Origin of the sequence: Pseudomonas sp. 2995-3 (assembly GCF_002742565.1) — a bacterium.
GTDB classification, from domain to species: domain Bacteria; phylum Pseudomonadota; class Gammaproteobacteria; order Pseudomonadales; family Pseudomonadaceae; genus Aquipseudomonas; species Aquipseudomonas edaphica.
Map to the genome: position 1 here is coordinate 31,056 of NZ_LJSB01000210.1, position 17,102 is coordinate 48,157.

The following is a 17,102-nucleotide window of genomic DNA, read 5'->3' on the forward strand; positions in this document are numbered from 1 at the left end:
AGCCGGAGCCGCCATGGACATCCTCTACCAGATCCGCGCCCGTCAGGATTCGTTCAGCGCCGGTGAAGGCCGTATCGCCAAGCTGATGCTCGATGACGTGGGCTTTGCCGCGTCGGCCAGCCTGGAAGCGTTGTCGCAACGGGCCGAGGTCAGCACGGCAACTTTGTCGCGTTTTGCTCGCAGTGTCGGTTGCCGCGATTTACGTGATTTGCGCCTGCAATTGGCCCAGGCCAGTGGCGTGGGCAGTCGTTTTCTGGACCCGGCCGGGTTGCCGGAGCAGTCGGCCTTTCACCGGCAGATTTTGGGGGATATCGAAGCGACGTTGCGTCAGCACCTGTCGGGGTTTAACCAGGCCAGTTTTGTTGATGCGGTCAGCCTGTTGGGCAAGGCGCGGATGATTCACGCGTTTGGCATGGGCGGTCCATCGAGCTTGTGCAGTGACGAATTGCAGGTGCGCCTGGTACGCCTGGGCTACCCGATTGCCGCCAGCCATGACCCGGTGATGATGCGGGTCACGGCGGCCACCTTAGGCCCGGAGCAGGCGCTGATCGTGTGCTCGCTCACCGGGCTGACGCCAGAACTGTTGGACGTCGTGAAGCTTGCGCGTAGCTACGATGCCCCCATCATCGCCATCACCCTGGCCGACTCACCCCTGGCCGAATTGGCGGATGTATTACTGCCGCTGCAACCGGCCGAAACCAGTTTTATCTACAAGCCCACCGCGGCGCGCTACGGCATGCTGTTGGCCATCGACCTGCTCGCCACCGAACTGGCGCTGGCCCTGCCGGACGACAACCAGGAACGCCTGCGCCGGATCAAGCTGGCCCTCGACGATTATCGCGGCGGTCCTGACAGCCTGCCGCTTGGAGACTGATATGAAGTACGACACGCTGATCCGCCAGGCGCTGATCATTGATGGCAGCAACACGCCGGGCTATGTCGCCGATGTGGGGCTGCGCGCCGGGCGCATCGAGACGATCGGCGACTTGTCGAGCGCAACCGGCGAGCATGAAGTCGACGCCAGTGGCCGCGTGTTGGCGCCGGGTTTTATCGACGTGCACACCCACGATGACACGGTGGTGATCCGCCACCCGCAGATGCTGCCCAAGCTCAGCCAGGGCGTGACCACAGTGATTGTCGGCAACTGCGGCATCAGCGCATCGCCGGTGAGTTTACGTAGCGACCCACCGGACCCGATGAACCTGCTGGGGGCGCGTGAGGCATTCGCTTATCCACGTTTTGCCGACTATCGTGCTGCCGTGGAAAGTGCTCATCCGGCAGTCAACGTTGCCGCTTTGATCGGCCACACCGCCTTGCGCAGCAACCATATGGACGACCTGCACCGCACCGCCACGCCCAGTGAAATTGCCGCCATGCGTGTGCAGTTGCAGGAGAGTCTGCAGGCGGGTGCCCTCGGTTTATCCACAGGCCTGGCCTACGCCAGCGCGTTTAATGCCGAGACCGATGAAGTGCTGCAGCTCAGTGAAGAACTCACGGCGTTTGGTGCGGTGTACACCACGCATTTGCGCAGCGAATTCGAACCGGTACTGGAGGCGATGGACGAGGCGTTTGTGATTGGCCGACATGCGCAGGCACCGGTGATCATTTCCCACCTCAAGTGCGCCGGTGCGGGCAATTGGGGGCGCAGTCCGCAACTGTTGGCATCGTTGGAATTGGCAGCGCAAACCCATCCGGTCGGGTGTGATTGCTATCCCTATGCCGCCAGCTCGTCGACGCTGGATTTGAAGCAGGTCACCGACGCGTTTCGTATCACTATTACCTGGTCAACACCGCACCCGGAGGTCGGCGGGCGCGACTTGCAGGACATCGCGGCGCAGTGGGAGGTTTCGCTGATGGATGCGGCACGTCGCCTGCAACCGGCAGGGGCCGTGTACTACGGGATGGATGAGGCGGATGTACGGCGTATTCTTGCGCATCCGTTGTCGATGGTGGGTTCGGATGGTTTGCCGGAAGACCCGTTTCCCCATCCACGTTTGTGGGGCGCATTTCCACGGGTGCTGGGGCACTTCAGCCGGGATGTGGGGTTGTTTCCACTGCACACGGCGGTGCACAAGATGACCGGGTTGTCGGCGGCGCGTTTTGGGCTGGCCGAGCGTGGAGAAATTCGTGAAGGGCACTGGGCCGACCTGGTGTTGTTCGACCCGTTGCGCGTGCGTGATGTGGCGGATTTCAAAGAACCGCAACGCGCTGCCGAGGGGATTGATGGCGTGTGGGTCAATGGCGTGCTGAGCTATAGCGATGGGCAGGCCAATGGGCAACGGCCGGGGCTGTTCCTCGCGCGCAATGGGGATTTGCGTGGCGGGTTTTCGTCCCTATAGTGGGTGCCTTCATACACGGAGCAGTTGCCATGCACTTAGGAAAAGTCACCCCGATTTTGCGGATCTTCGACGAGGCCAAGGCGTTGGAGTTCTACGTCGACTTCCTGGGGTTCAAGGTTGACTGGCAGCACCGTTTCGAGGCGAATTTCCCGTTGTATCTGCAAGTGTCGCTGGGCGAGTGCGTGCTGCATTTGTCCGAGCACCATGGCGATGCTTCGCCGGGCTCGGCGGTGCGGATTCAGGCGCAAGGCGTGGACGGCTACCAGCAGCAGTTGCTGGCCAAGGACTACCGGTATGCCAAGCCTGGGGTTGAAGAAACGCCTTGGGGCTCGCGGGAGATGAGCATCAAGGACCCGTTTGGGAATCGACTGGTGTTTGTTGAGGAAGGCGAGGGCTGAGGGCCAAGGGACTCAAGGCAAGCCGAGTATGTCCAAGTTTGCCTGTGGCGAGGGAGCTTGCTCCCGTTGGGCTGCGCAGCAGCCCCAAGGCATTCACTGCGCTCCGGATGTCAAATCTCGATCAACTTCAGTAGGGGCCGCTGCGCGACCCAGCGGGAGCAAGCTCCCTCGCCACAGAGTTTGTGCGTAGTCAGCGTTGGGTTTTTACACCCGGAAATGACTGACCATCTGCTGCAACTGGCTGCCCAAACGCGCCAGTTCCACGCTCGATTTAGCCGTCTCATCGCTCGCAGTAGCCGTTTGCTCCGACACATCGCGCACGTTCACAATGCTGCGGCTGATCTCTTCAGCCACGGCGCTCTGCTGCTCGGCGGCCGCTGCAATCTGCTGGTTCATCGACTGGATATTCGACACGGTACGCGTGATGTTCTCCAGCGACACACCGGCCTTGCGCGTCAGCTCGACGCTGCTGTCGGTGAGGCTGCGGCTGTTATTCATCACCGTGGCCACTTGCTGGGTGCCGTTCTGCAAACCGGCGACCAGGCCTTCGATTTCTTCGGTGGATTTTTGTGTGCGCTGGGCCAGGCCGCGCACTTCGTCAGCCACCACGGCAAAACCACGACCGGCTTCACCGGCACGCGCCGCTTCAATCGCCGCGTTGAGCGCCAACAGGTTGGTCTGCTCGGCCACGGCCTTGATCACGTCCATCACGCTGCCGATCTTGTTGCTCTCTTGTTGCAGGTGCGTCATGGCGTCGGTGGAGCGCGCCACTTCGGCGGCCAGGCGTTCGATCTGGGCGATGGCCTCGGCCACTACTTTGTCGCCGGCGCGGGCTTGGCCATCGGCATCGGCGGCGGCCAGCGACGCTTGCTCGGCGTTGCGCGCGACTTCCTGCACGGTGGCGGTCATCTCATGCATCGCGGTGGCGACTTGATCGGTTTCGATTTTCTGGCTGTTCACGCCGGCACTGGTCTGCTCGGTCACGGCCGAGAGTTCTTCGGCTGCGCTGGCGATCTGGGTTACGCCGTCACGAATGCCGCTGATCAGCTCGCGCAGGGTAGTGCCCATGCGCTGGATACCTTGCTGTAATACGCCGAGTTCATCGCGGCGGGTCACCTGGATGTTGTGGCTCAGGTCACCGGAAGCGATGCGTTCCACCACGGCCAGGGTGTCCTGGATCGGGCGGGTGATCTGGCGGGTAATGACCAGCGCCGCGATGATGCCGACCAGCAACGCCAGCAAGGTGCTGATCAATTGCAGGCTGCGGGCCTGGGTGCTTTCGGCGTCGCGGCGATCGAGCTGGATGTCGTACAGCTTGTCGCTGATGGTGACGATATCGGCACCCTGGGTGGTCATTTCGGCGCGCGCAGTGACGATGTTGGCGTTGGCGGCCTTGTAGCTCTGTACGGCGCTGCGATAGGCACCGAGTGCGGTTTCCAGCGACGTCAGTGCGCTTTGTTGGCTGGTGCCAAACGCGGCGCTGAGGCTTTTCAAACCGGCGATGGCTTTTTCGATTTGTGCAGCGGCGCGGGCTTCGGTTTCTGCGCTGGGGGAGTTGGTGTAGCCGCGCACTTCATAGCGCGCCAGGTGGAACTCTTCCTTGGCGTGCGTCACGGCCTGGTACTGGGTGAAGCGTTCCGGGCTGTCGGGCGCTTGCTGCACGCCGGTCTCCAGTGCGTCGATCTGCCCGTTGGCGATATCGGCCTTGTCGCCCATCACTTGGCGCGCGGCATTGCCGTTACGGTAGGCCTCACGCATTTTGTTCAGCGACTGCTGGTAAGCCGTGATGACGGCTTTCTGCTCGGTGAGCAGCTTGCGGTTTTCCGGGCTCTTGAAGCTGTCCAGCAGTTTCTGTTGCTGGGCGGCGAAGGCGTCGAGGCTGGTCTGGACGTTCTGTGCCACGGCTTCGTCGCCATTGGCGAGCATGTATTGCAGGCGCACGATGCGCAGCTTGGTCAGGGACGCGTTGAGCTGGGTGATGTCGCTCATCCAGTTGCTACGGTCAATCAAGCCGCCCAGGCTGGTCCAGCCGGTCAGGGCCAGGATCGAGGTGAGGACCAGCACCAGGCCAAAGCCCAGGCCGAGTTTGAGGTTGACGCTGATGTTGCCGAACCAGCTATTCATCGAATGCTCCGCAAGAATGATGTGTGTCTGCTGGACGGTGTTGTTGTTTGAGCCAGCCAAAGTTTGTACGGGGGTATCGGCGGCAGGCGATGATTCTGAAATACATTTCTTACGGGTGCGACGAAGGGTCGCTGTTGCAAGGTTGGATCCTCTGAAGGTGGCAGCCAGGGGGCTGATCAGAGGCGGGTCTTGTGTGCTAGTCTGCGGGCCCTTTTAGTTTTGGATGGCGCGGGAAACCGTGCTGTCCTACAGCGGAGCCTCTTCATGTCCGAAGTTAATCTGTCCACCGACGAAACCCGCGTCAGCTACGGTATCGGCCGTCAGTTGGGCGACCAACTGCGCGACAACCCGCCACCGGGCGTGAGCATCGACGCCATCCTGGCCGGCCTGACCGATGCGTTCGACGGCAAAGCAAGCCGCGTTGACCAAGAGCAAATGGCGGCGAGCTTCAAAGTGATCCGTGAAATCATGCAAGCCGAAGCGGCTGCCAAGGCAGAAGCAGCTGCTGGTGCTGGTCTGGCGTTCCTGGCTGAAAACGCCAAGCGTGATGGCATCACCACCCTGGCTTCCGGCCTGCAATTTGAAGTGCTGACTGCAGGTGACGGCGCCAAGCCGACCCGTGAAGACCAAGTGCGTACTCACTACCACGGCACCCTGATCGACGGCACTGTGTTCGACAGCTCCTACGAGCGCGGCCAGCCTGCAGAATTCCCGGTTGGCGGCGTGATCGCCGGCTGGACCGAAGCCCTGCAACTGATGAATGCCGGCAGCAAATGGCGTCTGTACGTGCCGAGCGAACTGGCTTACGGCGCTCAAGGCGTTGGCAGCATTCCGCCGCACAGCGTTCTGGTGTTCGACGTTGAGTTGCTCGACGTTCTGTAAGACCTGTTGATGGTTGCGCCGGGTCCTATGTGGGAGCCGGGATTGATGTGGCGAGCAAGCTTGCTTGCGCTGGGGTGCGAAGCGCCCCTAAAGGCCTGCGACTGCTGCGCAGCCGAGCGGGAGCAAGCTCCCTCGCCACAACAGATCCAGCTCCCACATAGAGCCGGTGCATTCAGGTTTTGCGCGGTGGTTCATGGATGGAACTTGCCATTGAGCTCTGTCGCCGGGCGCAACGCTCGGGCATAGCAGAACAGAAACAGATTACGCACCACCTCCTTCAGCACCCCAGGTTCACTGGAACTCAGGCCGTTGACGTCCAGGTCGCCTTGATCCTGCAGTTCATTCAGCGCTTCTTCTTCCAGCACCGCACAGACTTCGCCGGTTTCCCGATGCAGGATCCGCAGGTATGGGTGTGGGCGGTCCAGCCAGGCATCTATCAAATAAGTCATGGTCGTTCTCCTTGATGGGTTTCAATGAGAATAATTCTTATTAGCGGAATAGCAAGTGCCTATTGGCGGTTTCCTAGTTTTTCTGTGTGGATGTTGAGGCAGGTCAGCGCAGAGGGCAAAACGCCATCCCGCGGCTGGCGCGGGATGGATGCAGCAGGTTCAGACTTTGCGCACGAACTCGGACTTGAGTTTCATCGGGCCGATACCGTCGATCTTGCAATCGATATCGTGATCGCCGTCGCACAGGCGGATGTTCTTGACCTTGGTGCCGACCTTGACCACCAGGGACGTGCCCTTGACCTTGAGGTCCTTGATCACGGTGATGGTGTCGCCGTCTTGCAGGACATTGCCCACAGAGTCTTTCTTCACGGTTTCGTCGCCCGCCACTTCGGCCTCGCCATTGGCGGACCACTCATGGGCGCATTCCGGGCAGATCAGCTGGGCGCCGTCTTCGTAGGTGTACTCGGAATTGCATTTCGGGCAGGGTGGCAACGTGCTCACTAAAGCTCCTTGAAAGTCAGGATGGCTAAAAGTCGCACATTATATAGGGTTTATTGCAGGTTGGGGTGGGCGCCTCGGAACCTTGTGGGAGCCGGGCTTTCCCGCGATGCAGGCACCGTGGTGTGTCAGCTATACCGAGGTGATGCTATCGCAGGCAAGCCAGCTCCCACACAAGCCTGCGCTCGCAGATATTGCTCAGTGCGTGCGGGCTACCGCAAACTCACTCAGCTCAACCAGGGCATCCCGGTACTCGCTGGGTGGCAGGGCTTCCAGGCACTGGATGGCACGGGCCGCATAGTCACGCGCCAACTGCGCGGTGTACTCCAGGGAACCCGAGGCTTCTACCGCTGCACGGATAGCTTCGAGGTCTTCAATCCCGCCTTTCTGGATCGCCTTGCGCACCAGAGCTGCCTGTTCCGGCGTGCCTTCGCGCATGGTGTAGATCAACGGCAAGGTCGGCTTGCCCTCGGCCAGGTCGTCACCGACGTTCTTGCCCAGGGTTTCGGCGTCGCCACGGTAGTCGAGCAGGTCGTCCACCAGTTGGAACGCCACGCCCAGGTGATCACCAAAGGTGCGCAGGGCTTCGGCCTGTTCGGTCGTTGCGCCACACAGGACGGCGGCGCTGTGGGTCGAGGCTTCGAAGAGCATCGCGGTTTTGCCGCGAATCACTTCCATGTAGGTTTCTTCAGTGGTGCTGGCGTCGCGGACCTTGGACAGCTGCAGTACTTCGCCTTCGGCGATGATGCGCGTGGCTTGTGAAAGAATCTTCATCACCGGCATCGAGCCCAGTTCGACCATCATTTCAAACGAGCGCGAATACAGGAAGTCGCCCACCAATACGCTGGGGGCATTGCCCCACATCGCATTGGCCGTCTCGCGGCCACGGCGCATGCCGGACATGTCGACCACATCGTCATGCAGCAGGGTAGCGGTGTGCAGGAATTCGATGGTCGCGGCCAGCAGGCGCAGGTCATCGCCTTCGCGGCCCAGAGCCTTGCCACACAGCAACACTAATAAAGGTCGCAGGCGTTTACCGCCCGCCGACGTAATGTAGTCGCCAATTTTGGAGACCAGCGGCACTTTAGACGTGAGCTGCTGCTTGATGATGCCGTCGACGGCGCTAAAATCGTCCGCGACCGCGCGGTAGAAAGCTTGGGGTTGCATCAGCGACAGTCGCTCCAGAAGGGTTGCGCGGCATGCTAGGACCCTGACCCGGCAGTGTCAAGGCGCGATAGACGGCCCCTTGCATCACCCATTTACCTTGCGTACAATCGCGCACCCTGAACTTCCTGGGCAGCACCTGCCTTACGCAATTGCATTCGGGACGTCCATCCCATGCAGCCATGCCAGCCAATACCTTTTCTTATAAAGCGCTGGGTGAGCAGGATTATCGGAGAAATACCATGTCGTACGCAGTAATTGTTACTGGTGGCAAGCAATACAAGGTCGCCCCAGGTGAATACCTGAAGATCGAAAAACTGGAAGTCGCTACTGGCGAATCCGTTACCTTTGATCGCGTTCTGTTGGTCGCTAATGGCGATGACGTGAACATCGGCGCTCCAGTTGTTGCTGGCGCTACCGTTGTGGCTGAAGTGATCTCCCAAGGTCGTCACGATAAAGTCCGCATCATCAAGTTCCGTCGTCGTAAGCACCACATGAAGCGTATGGGCCACCGCCAGTGGTACACCGAGATCAAAATCACCGGTATTCAGGCTTAATTTCAGCCTAATTCCTCACTAGGAGAATTGACTCATGGCACACAAAAAAGCTGGTGGTAGTACCCGTAACGGTCGCGACTCAGAAGCCAAACGCCTTGGCGTTAAGATGTATGGCGGCCAGAAAATCATTCCGGGCAACATCATCGTGCGTCAGCGCGGCACCCAATTCCACGCCGGTTACGGTGTTGGCATGGGTAAAGATCACACCCTCTTCGCTAAAATCGAAGGCGTGATCAAGTTTGAAGTAAAAGGCGCGTTCAACCGCCGTTACGTGAGCGTTGTCGCCGCTTAATTGCGCGATCGCTGGAAAAGCCCTGTCTCGCGACGGGGCTTTTTCGTTTGTGGAGTGAGTCTCTTGCAAAGCTGTTTGTGATGGGCTCAGGCGCTGGATGTGCGGTCGTTTTCTGAGGTCGCTGCGCTCATTTTTGCAAGAGTCTTATGTCTTGGTTTCTTAAGCTCGTCCGTGCGACGAGAGGCGTTTTGTTATGAAGTTCGTTGATGAAGTTTCCATCCGAGTAAAAGCAGGCGACGGCGGTAACGGTTGCATGAGTTTCCGTCGCGAAAAGTTCATCGAAAACGGTGGTCCAAACGGCGGTGACGGCGGTGACGGCGGTTCCATCTACATGATGGCCGACGAAAACCTCAACACCCTGGTCGACTACCGTTACACCCGGCACTTCGATGCCGAGCGTGGCTCCAACGGCGGCAGCACCGACTGCACCGGTAAAAAAGGCGAAGACCTGGTACTGCGCGTACCGGTCGGCACCACGATCATCGATTCCGCGACCCAGGAAGTGATTGGCGACCTGACCAAGGCCGGCCAGAAGCTGATGGTTGTGCAGGGCGGCTGGCACGGTCTGGGTAACACCCGATTCAAGTCCAGTACCAACCGCGCGCCACGCCAGACCACGCCGGGCAAGCCGGGCGAGCAGCGTGACCTGAAGCTGGAGATGAAAGTACTGGCAGACGTGGGCCTGTTGGGCTTGCCGAACGCCGGTAAAAGTACCTTCATCCGCTCGGTCTCGGCCGCCAAGCCGAAAGTCGCCGACTACCCGTTCACCACCCTGGTGCCAAACCTGGGCGTGGTCAGCGTAGACCGCTGGAAAAGCTTCGTGATCGCCGACATTCCTGGCTTGATCGAAGGTGCTTCCGACGGTGCAGGCCTTGGGATTCGCTTCCTCAAGCACTTGTCGCGCACCCGTTTGCTGCTGCACCTCGTCGACATGGCGCCGCTGGATGACACCAGCGCACCAGACGCCGCCGAAGTGATCGTCAGCGAGCTGACCAAGTTCAGCCCGGCCCTGGCCGAGCGTGACCGCTGGCTGGTACTGAACAAATGCGACCAGATCCTCGAAGAAGAGCACGAAGAACGCGTCAAGGAGATCGTTGATCGCCTGGAGTGGGAAGGCCCGGTCTACGTGATCTCGGCCATCGCCAAAGAAGGCACCGAGCGCCTGACCCGCGACATCATGCGCTACCTCGAAGACCGTGCCGACCGCCTGGCGGCCGACCCGGTATTCAAGGCAGAACTGGCAGAACTCGACCAGCAGATCGAAGACGAAGCCCGCGCCCAGTTGCAAGCTCTGGACGACCAGCGTGCCCTGCGCCGCAGCGGCGTGAAGTCGGTCCATGACATCGGCGACGACGATTGGGACGAAGAAGACGTGGATGATGAAGACGGTCCGGAAATCATTTACGTGCGCGACTGATAGGTTGCGATAAACTCAAACGCCGCTCCCAGGAGCGGCGTTTTGGTATCCGGGTATAACGTTATGGGCCGCGCTGGGTCGCGGGGCCCTCAATCTAAGGTTGAAGATGATGCGGAGCAAAGTGACAGGTGCGCAGCGCTGGGTCGTAAAGATCGGAAGTGCGCTGCTGACGGCGGATGGCAAAGGTCTGGATCGCGCAGCGATGAGCGTCTGGGTCGAGCAGATGGTGGCCTTGCATGAGGCCGGTGTCGAGTTGGTGTTGGTCTCGTCCGGGGCCGTTGCCGCCGGGATGAGCCGCCTCGGCTGGACCGCGCGACCCAGCGCGATGCACGAACTGCAAGCCGCCGCCGCCATCGGCCAGATGGGCTTGGTGCAAGCCTGGGAATCCAGCTTTGCCGAGCATGGCCGCCATACAGCGCAGATCCTGCTGACCCACGACGACCTGTCCGACCGCAAACGTTACCTCAACGCTCGCAGCACCCTGCGCGCACTGGTTGAGCTCAAGGTCATCCCGGTGATCAACGAGAACGACACGGTGGTCACCGACGAAATCCGCTTCGGTGATAACGACACCCTGGCCGCGCTGGTCGCCAACCTGGTGGAAGCCGACCTGCTGGTGATCCTCACCGACCGCGACGGCATGTTCGACGCCGACCCGCGTAACAACCCCGACGCCCAGCTTATCTACGAAGCCCGCGCCGATGACCCGGCGCTGGACGCCGTGGCCGGCAGTGTAGGCGGTGCATTGGGCCGTGGCGGCATGCAGACCAAACTGCGTGCGGCGCGGCTGGCCGCACGTTCCGGCGCGCACACCATCATCGTCGGTGGGCGCCTGGAGCGTGTGCTGGATCGCCTCAAGGCCGGTGAGCGCATCGGTACGCTGCTGTCGCCGGAACGCGGCATGCTGGCGGCGCGCAAACAATGGCTGGCCGGTCATCTGCAAACCCGTGGCACGCTGGTTCTGGACGACGGTGCTGTGTCAGCCTTGTCCCAGGGTAACAAGAGCCTGCTGCCGGTCGGCGTCAAGTTGGTGCAGGGCAGCTTCCGCCGTGGCGAGATGGTGGTGTGTGTGGCGCCCGATGGTCGCGAGATCGCCCGTGGCCTGGCCAACTACAGCGCCCTTGAAGCACAGAAGATTATTGGACAATCGTCCGACGCGATTGTCGGACTCTTGGGTTACATGGCCGAACCGGAACTGGTTCACCGCGATAACCTGATCCTGGTCTGAATAAAGGAAATACACGATGCGTGTCATGAAAGGATTACTCGGCCTGCTGCTGGCCATGCCGTTGCTGGCCTCGGCCGAAGAAATCGGCCAGGTGTCGACGGTGTTCAAGTTTGTCGGCCCCAACGACCGTATTGTGGTCGAGGCGTTTGATGACCCGAAGGTCGACGGCGTGACCTGCTACCTGTCGCGTGCCAAGACCGGCGGCGTCAAAGGCGGCCTGGGCCTGGCCGAAGACCGCGCTGAAGCGTCGATTGCCTGCCGTCAGGTTGGCCCGATTCACTTCAAGGGCGAGCTCAAGGATGGCGACGAAGTGTTCAAGGAGCGCACCTCGCTGGTGTTCAAGACCATGCAGGTGGTGCGCTTCCTCGACAAGAAGCGCAATACCTTGGTGTACCTGGTCTACAGCGACCGTCTGATCGAAGGCAGCCCGCAGAATGCGGTCACCGCGATTCCGATTTTGCCCTGGCCGACCGCGCAGTAACCGGCGGGCGAGTTTTTCAATCGGCGTCTATGATTGCAGGCTTGTGGTCTGTAATCTCGAACAGCCGCAACGCGAAGAACATGGGATATCTGGAGTTCGTCATGAGTGCTTTCCACGACCTGAAACTCAAAGCTTTGGACGGACAAGAGCTGCCGCTGGCGCCTTTCAAGGGGCAAGTGGTGCTGGTGGTCAACGTGGCCTCCAAATGTGGCTTGACCCCGCAATACGCGGCGCTGGAAAACCTCTACCAGCAGTATAAGGGCCAGGGGTTTACCGTACTCGGCCTGCCGTGCAACCAGTTTGCAGGCCAGGAGCCGGGCACCGAAGAGGAAATTCAGGCGTTCTGCAGCCTGAACTACGGCGTGACCTTTCCGTTGGGCAGCAAACTCGACGTCAATGGCCACGATCGCCATCAGCTGTATCGCTTGCTGGCGGGCGAGGGCGCTGAGTTTCCCGGGGATATCACCTGGAATTTCGAGAAGTTCCTGCTCGGCAAGGATGGGCGAGTACTGGCGCGATTCTCGCCGCGCACGGCGCCGGATGATCCGACGATCGTACAGGCCATCGAAAAAGCCTTGAGCTGAATCGTTCCTGCACTGTGGCGAGGGAGCTTGCTCCCGCTGGGCTGCGCAGCAGCCCTAAACCCTCATCACTTTTACCCCTTAATCACCCAGATCAATAGTGCTACCCAGCACGCGGCACGGCTCATATTATCCACATCATAAATCCCTCTTATGTGGAGTGCTCCCATGCCCGTCCAGGCTTTGTTCAAACCCTTCCAGCTCGGTGCACTGCAACTGTCCACCCGTGTGGTCATGGCGCCGATGACGCGTTCGTTCTCGCCGGGTGGCGTACCCAATTCCAAAGTCATCGAGTACTACCGCCGCCGCGCCGCTGCGGGCGTGGGCCTGATTATCACCGAAGGCACGGTGGTCGGCCATCAGGCCTCCAATGGCTACCCGAACGTCCCGCACTTTTATGGTGAGGCCGCGTTGGCCGGCTGGAAGAAGGTGGTGGACGCGGTACACGCCGAAGGCGGCAAGATCGTCCCGCAGCTGTGGCACGTGGGCAGCGTGCGCCGTATCGGCACCGAGCCTGACGCCAGCGTGCCGGCCTACGGCCCGATGGAGAAACTCAAGGACGGCAACGTCGTCGTCCATGGCATGACCCAACAAGACATCAAGGACGTGATCAACGCCTTCGCCCAGGCCGCCAAGGATGCCCAGCGCATCGGCATGGATGGTGTGGAGATCCACGGCGCCCACGGCTATCTGGTCGATCAGTTCTTCTGGGAGGGCAGCAACCAGCGCACTGACGAATACGGCGGCAGCCTGGCCAACCGTTCGCGTTTTGCCATTGAATTGATCCAGGCCACCCGCGCCGCCGTCGGCCCGGACTTCCCGATCATCTTGCGCTTCTCTCAATGGAAGCAGCAGGACTACACCGCACGCCTGGTGCAAACCCCCGAGGCGCTGGGTGAGTTTCTTAAGCCGTTATCCGACGCCGGTGTGGACATTTTCCACTGCTCCACGCGTCGGTTCTGGGAACCGGAATTCGAAGGCTCCGACCTCAACCTGGCCGGCTGGACCCGCCAGCTCACCGGCAAGCCGACCATCACTGTCGGTAGTGTGGGTCTGGACGGCGAGTTCCTGCAGTTCATGGTCAACACCGACAAGGTCGCCCAACCGGCCAGCCTGGAAAAGCTGCTGGAACGTCTGAACAACGATGAGTTTGATCTGGTCGCGGTGGGCCGTGCCCTGCTGGTGGACCCGGATTGGGCCGTGAAGGTGCGCGAAGGTCGTGAGGGCGACATTCTGCCGTTCAGTCGTGAGGCGTTAACCAGCCTGGTGTAGCGTCTGCTCCGACGCCATCGCGGGCAAGCCCGGCTCCCACAGGAAAATGCGTTCCAATGTGGGAGCCGGGCTTGCCCGCGATAGCGATCTAACGGCCAACACAGGCATCAGATCAACCGCGACTGCCCTGCAATCACTGTCCGCTCGCCGCACACCCCGCGCAATTGGCGCTCAAACTGTTCGATAATCGCCGGCCAGCCCTGGCGGCTCGCATGCTGACGAGCATTCAAGCGCATGCGGCGCAAACTCTCCGCATCTTCCAGCAGCCAATTGGCAGCGTCACAAAACGCGCCCTCATCCCCTGGCATCGCCAGCACGCCATTGTAGCCATGGCGAATATGCTGGGTGGCGGCCGCCTGGTCGTAAGCCACCACACCCAGGCCGGAGGCCATGGCTTCCAGCACCACATTGCCGAAAGTTTCGGTCAGGCTGGGGAACAGGAACACATCGCCGGACGCGTAATGCCGTGCCAGTTCTTCGCCGCGCAAGGTGCCGCAGAACACTGCCTCGGGCAGTTCCTTTTCCAGCGTCGCCCGTTGCGGGCCGTCGCCGACGATGATCAGTTTCATCTGGCGCAGTGGGTAGGTGTCCTGCAAGGTTTCAAAGCAGCGCTTGAGCAGCCCCAGGTTTTTTTCCTGTGCCAGTCGGCCTACATGCAGTACGGCGATTTGATCGTTATTCAGCGCCCAGCTTTCACGCAACGCGTTATCGCGTTTGGCGGGGTGGAACAACTGGCTGTCGACGCCGCGTGACAACATGCCCAGGCGCTCGAAGTGGCGACGTTCCAACTCCAGGCGCTGGCTCGCGCTGGGCACCAGGGTCAGGGTCGAGCGGTTGTGAAACCAGCGCAAGTAATGGGTCACCATGCGGCTGAGCAGGCTCAAGCCATATTGATTGGAGTACTGCTGGAAGTTGGTGTGAAACCCGCTGACCACGCTGATCCCCAGGCGCCGCGCCGCACGTAGTGCCGACAGCCCCAGCGGCCCCTCAGTGGCGATGTACAGCACGTCCGGGCGCTGGCGTGTCCAGCGCCGCAGCAACTTGTGCATCGACGACTGGCCCCATTGCAGCCCCGGGTACCCCGGCAGTGGCCAGCCGCGACACAGCAGCAATCCATCGTCGCTAGGCCGGCTTTGATCGGTGCCCTGGCGGGGGCGCACCAACTCGACCTGATGGCCGCGCGCGCGCAAACCCTCGCACAGGCGGCCAAGGGTATTGGCCACCCCATTGATCTCCGGCGGGAAGGTTTCGGTAATCAGGGTGATGTGGAGCGAGGCTGTCGTCATGACCCACAGTGTCACCGTGGGCCATGTCGTCATTGTGACTCTAGGATGATGGATTTATGACTTGGCTATCGCCTGCCGCGCCATCGCCTCTGCCCCTTGCTCACGCACCCAGAACAGCGTAGCCCCGGCCACGGCCGCCGGCATCATCAGCAGGTTGACCACCGGCACCAGCAGCACCAGATAAACAATGCCGCCAAAACTCATGCTTTGCCAGCGCTTCTGGCGCAGCCAGGCGAGCATTTCGTTCCAGCCCAGCTTGTGGTTATCCGCCGGGTAGTCGATGTACTGGATCGCCATCATCCACACACCGAACAGCAGCCACAGCGGCGCGGCGATCAGGTTGACCACCGGAATGAATGACAGGATAAACAGGCCGATGGCCCGTGGCAGGAAGTAACCCAGCTTGCGCATTTCCCGCGCCAGGGTGCGCGGGACCATGGCCATCAACTCGCCCCAGCTGAAGGCCGGGAAGTCATCGGTGCCGCGCACCACCACCTCCACTTTCTCCGAGAGAAAACCGTTAAACGGCGCAGCAATGATATTGGCGAGCATGGTGAAGGTGAAAAACACCATCAACACCACCAGCACCACAAACAAGGGCCACAGGATGTAGCTGAGGAAACTCAGCCAGCCAGGCAGCGTCGGCATCAAAGTGTCGACCCACAGGCTGAACTGATGGCCGGCGAAATAGATCAAGCCGACGAACAGCACCAGGTTGATCGCCAACGGCAGCAGCACAAACAGGCGCAGGCCAGGGCTCAACACCAGTTTGAGGCCTTCACGCAGGTATTGCGGGCCAGAAAGAGCAGGGGCAGGCATGGAGAACTCCGAGCAAGAAGACGAACGCGCCGACCTTACCGGCTTTGCTTCTTCGGCGAAAGCGGCGACATCAGCGGTAACATCTAGGCAACCAGGGTGTCGATTAATCGCGGCGACTGCATAGAGACCACCTATGAGCTGGATTGTTATTCCGTATTTCCTTAATCTTGCCCCCCTCTATACGCTGCACCCATTATTTTCAGGGCCTGCGAGTTCAAGCCTTCCCCAAGTGCTTCGCGGTCCTTTTTTATTCCAGCTGCCTTGTGGTCCGGGCGGTCGATAGGAGTGAGTCATGTCTGATACCCGTCATTCGCGAGTGATTATTCTCGGTTCCGGCCCTGCCGGTTACAGCGCTGCCGTCTACGCTGCCCGGGCCAACCTCAAGCCGCTGCTGATTACCGGCATGCAGGCAGGTGGTCAGTTGACCACCACCACGGAAGTCGACAACTGGCCGGGCGACGTCCACGGCCTGACCGGCCCGGTGCTGATGGAGCGTATGAAAGAGCACGCTGAGCGCTTTGAAACCGAGATCGTGTTCGACCACATCAACCAAGTCGACTTCTCGAAAAAGCCTTACAGCCTGACCGGCGACAGCGGTGTCTATACCTGTGACGCGCTGATCATCGCTACCGGTGCCAGCGCCCGTTACCTGGGCCTGCCATCGGAAGAAGCGTTCATGGGCAAAGGCGTCTCCGCCTGCGCGACCTGCGACGGTTTCTTCTACCGTAACAAGCCGGTCGCTGTGGTCGGTGGCGGCAACACCGCCGTGGAAGAAGCGCTGTACCTGGCCAACATTGCCAGCACCGTGACCCTGGTTCACCGCCGCGAGACCTTCCGCGCCGAGAAGATCCTGATCGACAAACTGCACGCCCGTGTGGCTGAAGGCAAGATCATCCTCAAGCTCAACGCCACCCTGGATGAAGTCCTGGGCGACAACATGGGCGTGACCGGTGCTCGCCTGAAAAACAACGACGGCAGCTTCGACGAGCTGAAAGTCGACGGCGTGTTCATCGCCATCGGCCACACCCCGAACACCTCGCTGTTCGAAGGCGTGCTCGAAGCCAAAGATGGCTACCTGGTTGTGCAAGGCGGCCGTGAAGGCAACGCCACTGCGACCAACATCGAAGGCATCTTTGCCGCCGGTGACGTGGCTGACCACGTGTACCGCCAGGCCATCACCTCGGCCGGCGCCGGTTGCATGGCGGCCTTGGACGCTGAGCGTTACCTCGACGGTTTGAAGGACGCTGCGTTCTAAACCCGTTGAAATGAAAAAACCGGCTGAGAGGCCGGTTTTTTTATGCGCACGATTCAAGCC

The 17,102-nt window shown here is 60.7% G+C and carries 18 protein-coding genes; 12 read left to right on the forward strand and 6 right to left on the reverse strand.

Going from position 1 to position 17,102, the window contains the following annotated elements; genetic code table 11:
• Positions 1–13 precede the first annotated feature (13 nt).
• The 3 genes from AOA62_RS19080 to AOA62_RS19090 are packed head-to-tail and all read left to right on the forward strand — an operon-like array spanning position 14 to position 2,737.
• A complete protein-coding gene (locus AOA62_RS19080) occupies positions 14–874 on the forward strand; it encodes a MurR/RpiR family transcriptional regulator (protein WP_017137948.1) in 861 nt (286 codons plus the stop codon).
• Position 875: 1 nt separating this feature from the next.
• Positions 876–2,339, forward strand: coding sequence for an amidohydrolase family protein (locus AOA62_RS19085; RefSeq protein ID WP_099549437.1), 1,464 nt, complete (start codon positions 876–878; stop codon positions 2,337–2,339).
• A 29-nt stretch (positions 2,340–2,368) separates the two neighbouring features.
• Positions 2,369–2,737 carry a glyoxalase superfamily protein gene (locus AOA62_RS19090; protein WP_017137946.1) on the forward strand — a complete coding sequence of 123 codons (369 nt, stop codon included), beginning with the start codon at positions 2,369–2,371 and terminating at the stop codon, positions 2,735–2,737.
• A 204-nt stretch (positions 2,738–2,941) separates the two neighbouring features.
• Here the strand turns inward: AOA62_RS19090 and AOA62_RS19095 are convergent, their stop codons facing one another.
• Positions 2,942–4,861, reverse strand: a complete 1,920-nt coding sequence (locus AOA62_RS19095; protein ID WP_099549438.1) for a methyl-accepting chemotaxis protein — start codon at positions 4,859–4,861, stop codon at positions 2,942–2,944.
• 264 nt (positions 4,862–5,125) lie between these two features.
• Between AOA62_RS19095 and AOA62_RS19100 the strand changes: the two genes are divergently transcribed.
• Positions 5,126–5,743, forward strand: coding sequence for an FKBP-type peptidyl-prolyl cis-trans isomerase (locus AOA62_RS19100; protein ID WP_017137944.1), 618 nt, complete (start codon positions 5,126–5,128; stop codon positions 5,741–5,743).
• A gap of 191 nt (positions 5,744–5,934) precedes the next feature.
• Here the strand turns inward: AOA62_RS19100 and AOA62_RS19105 are convergent, their stop codons facing one another.
• The 3 genes from AOA62_RS19105 to AOA62_RS19115 form a co-directional block, all read right to left on the reverse strand.
• Positions 5,935–6,192, reverse strand: a complete 258-nt coding sequence (locus AOA62_RS19105) for a hypothetical protein (RefSeq protein ID WP_003194088.1) — start codon at positions 6,190–6,192, stop codon at positions 5,935–5,937.
• A 159-nt stretch (positions 6,193–6,351) separates the two neighbouring features.
• Positions 6,352–6,693, reverse strand: a complete 342-nt coding sequence (locus AOA62_RS19110) for a zinc ribbon domain-containing protein YjdM (protein ID WP_003230858.1) — start codon at positions 6,691–6,693, stop codon at positions 6,352–6,354.
• A gap of 195 nt (positions 6,694–6,888) precedes the next feature.
• Positions 6,889–7,857 (reverse strand): polyprenyl synthetase family protein, encoded by a 969-nt coding sequence (locus AOA62_RS19115; RefSeq protein ID WP_099549439.1) that lies wholly within the window; start codon positions 7,855–7,857, stop codon positions 6,889–6,891.
• Positions 7,858–8,096: 239 nt separating this feature from the next.
• Between AOA62_RS19115 and rplU the strand changes: the two genes are divergently transcribed.
• The 7 genes from rplU to AOA62_RS19150 all read left to right on the forward strand — a co-directional run bounded on the left by rplU (position 8,097) and on the right by AOA62_RS19150 (position 13,682).
• On the forward strand, positions 8,097–8,411 hold the full coding sequence (gene rplU / locus AOA62_RS19120; protein WP_007950961.1) for a 50S ribosomal protein L21: 315 nt from the start codon (positions 8,097–8,099) through the stop codon (positions 8,409–8,411).
• 34 nt (positions 8,412–8,445) lie between these two features.
• Entirely contained in the window at positions 8,446–8,703 is a 258-nt protein-coding gene (gene rpmA, locus AOA62_RS19125) for a 50S ribosomal protein L27 (RefSeq protein ID WP_003176049.1), read from the forward strand.
• 193 nt (positions 8,704–8,896) lie between these two features.
• On the forward strand, positions 8,897–10,120 hold the full coding sequence (gene cgtA, locus AOA62_RS19130; protein WP_016976186.1) for an Obg family GTPase CgtA: 1,224 nt from the start codon (positions 8,897–8,899) through the stop codon (positions 10,118–10,120).
• Between the two features lie 109 nt (positions 10,121–10,229).
• The gene (proB, locus tag AOA62_RS19135; RefSeq protein WP_026013771.1) at positions 10,230–11,348 is read left to right on the forward strand and encodes a glutamate 5-kinase; all 1,119 of its coding nucleotides are present in this window, start codon (positions 10,230–10,232) and stop codon (positions 11,346–11,348) included.
• A 16-nt stretch (positions 11,349–11,364) separates the two neighbouring features.
• Positions 11,365–11,829 carry a CreA family protein gene (locus AOA62_RS19140; protein ID WP_017137940.1) on the forward strand — a complete coding sequence of 155 codons (465 nt, stop codon included), beginning with the start codon at positions 11,365–11,367 and terminating at the stop codon, positions 11,827–11,829.
• A gap of 101 nt (positions 11,830–11,930) precedes the next feature.
• A complete protein-coding gene (locus tag AOA62_RS19145) occupies positions 11,931–12,413 on the forward strand; it encodes a glutathione peroxidase (RefSeq protein WP_065930526.1) in 483 nt (160 codons plus the stop codon).
• 165 nt (positions 12,414–12,578) lie between these two features.
• Positions 12,579–13,682, forward strand: coding sequence for an NADH:flavin oxidoreductase (locus AOA62_RS19150; protein WP_017137938.1), 1,104 nt, complete (start codon positions 12,579–12,581; stop codon positions 13,680–13,682).
• Between the two features lie 107 nt (positions 13,683–13,789).
• Here AOA62_RS19150 and AOA62_RS19155 read toward each other — a convergent pair whose 3' ends face one another.
• Both AOA62_RS19155 and cysZ read right to left on the reverse strand, forming a co-directional pair.
• Positions 13,790–14,968 (reverse strand): glycosyltransferase family 1 protein, encoded by a 1,179-nt coding sequence (locus tag AOA62_RS19155; protein ID WP_099549440.1) that lies wholly within the window; start codon positions 14,966–14,968, stop codon positions 13,790–13,792.
• 54 nt (positions 14,969–15,022) lie between these two features.
• Positions 15,023–15,787, reverse strand: a complete 765-nt coding sequence (gene cysZ / locus AOA62_RS19160; protein ID WP_017137936.1) for a sulfate transporter CysZ — start codon at positions 15,785–15,787, stop codon at positions 15,023–15,025.
• Positions 15,788–16,079: 292 nt separating this feature from the next.
• On the opposite strand from cysZ, the gene trxB reads away from it, so the two are divergent.
• Complete coding sequence (gene trxB, locus AOA62_RS19165) at positions 16,080–17,042, forward strand: thioredoxin-disulfide reductase (RefSeq protein WP_017137935.1); 963 nt, start codon at positions 16,080–16,082, stop codon at positions 17,040–17,042.
• Positions 17,043–17,102 lie beyond the last annotated feature (60 nt).

Bases quoted from the DNA above. Each gene is read 5' to 3' on its own strand.
- AOA62_RS19080 (WP_017137948.1), top strand. From the start codon at position 14: ATGGACATCCTCTACCAGATCCGCGCCCGTCAGGATTCGTTCAGCGCC.
- AOA62_RS19085 (WP_099549437.1), top strand. From the start codon at position 876: ATGAAGTACGACACGCTGATCCGCCAGGCGCTGATCATTGATGGCAGC.
- AOA62_RS19090 (WP_017137946.1), top strand. From the start codon at position 2,369: ATGCACTTAGGAAAAGTCACCCCGATTTTGCGGATCTTCGACGAGGCC.
- AOA62_RS19095 (WP_099549438.1), bottom strand. From the start codon at position 4,861: ATGAATAGCTGGTTCGGCAACATCAGCGTCAACCTCAAACTCGGCCTG.
- AOA62_RS19100 (WP_017137944.1), top strand. From the start codon at position 5,126: ATGTCCGAAGTTAATCTGTCCACCGACGAAACCCGCGTCAGCTACGGT.
- AOA62_RS19105 (WP_003194088.1), bottom strand. From the start codon at position 6,192: ATGACTTATTTGATAGATGCCTGGCTGGACCGCCCACACCCATACCTG.
- AOA62_RS19115 (WP_099549439.1), bottom strand. From the start codon at position 7,857: ATGCAACCCCAAGCTTTCTACCGCGCGGTCGCGGACGATTTTAGCGCC.
- rplU (WP_007950961.1), top strand. From the start codon at position 8,097: ATGTCGTACGCAGTAATTGTTACTGGTGGCAAGCAATACAAGGTCGCC.
- rpmA (WP_003176049.1), top strand. From the start codon at position 8,446: ATGGCACACAAAAAAGCTGGTGGTAGTACCCGTAACGGTCGCGACTCA.
- cgtA (WP_016976186.1), top strand. From the start codon at position 8,897: ATGAAGTTCGTTGATGAAGTTTCCATCCGAGTAAAAGCAGGCGACGGC.
- proB (WP_026013771.1), top strand. From the start codon at position 10,230: ATGCGGAGCAAAGTGACAGGTGCGCAGCGCTGGGTCGTAAAGATCGGA.
- AOA62_RS19140 (WP_017137940.1), top strand. From the start codon at position 11,365: ATGCGTGTCATGAAAGGATTACTCGGCCTGCTGCTGGCCATGCCGTTG.
- AOA62_RS19145 (WP_065930526.1), top strand. From the start codon at position 11,931: ATGAGTGCTTTCCACGACCTGAAACTCAAAGCTTTGGACGGACAAGAG.
- AOA62_RS19150 (WP_017137938.1), top strand. From the start codon at position 12,579: ATGCCCGTCCAGGCTTTGTTCAAACCCTTCCAGCTCGGTGCACTGCAA.
- AOA62_RS19155 (WP_099549440.1), bottom strand. From the start codon at position 14,968: ATGACGACAGCCTCGCTCCACATCACCCTGATTACCGAAACCTTCCCG.
- cysZ (WP_017137936.1), bottom strand. From the start codon at position 15,787: ATGCCTGCCCCTGCTCTTTCTGGCCCGCAATACCTGCGTGAAGGCCTC.
- trxB (WP_017137935.1), top strand. From the start codon at position 16,080: ATGTCTGATACCCGTCATTCGCGAGTGATTATTCTCGGTTCCGGCCCT.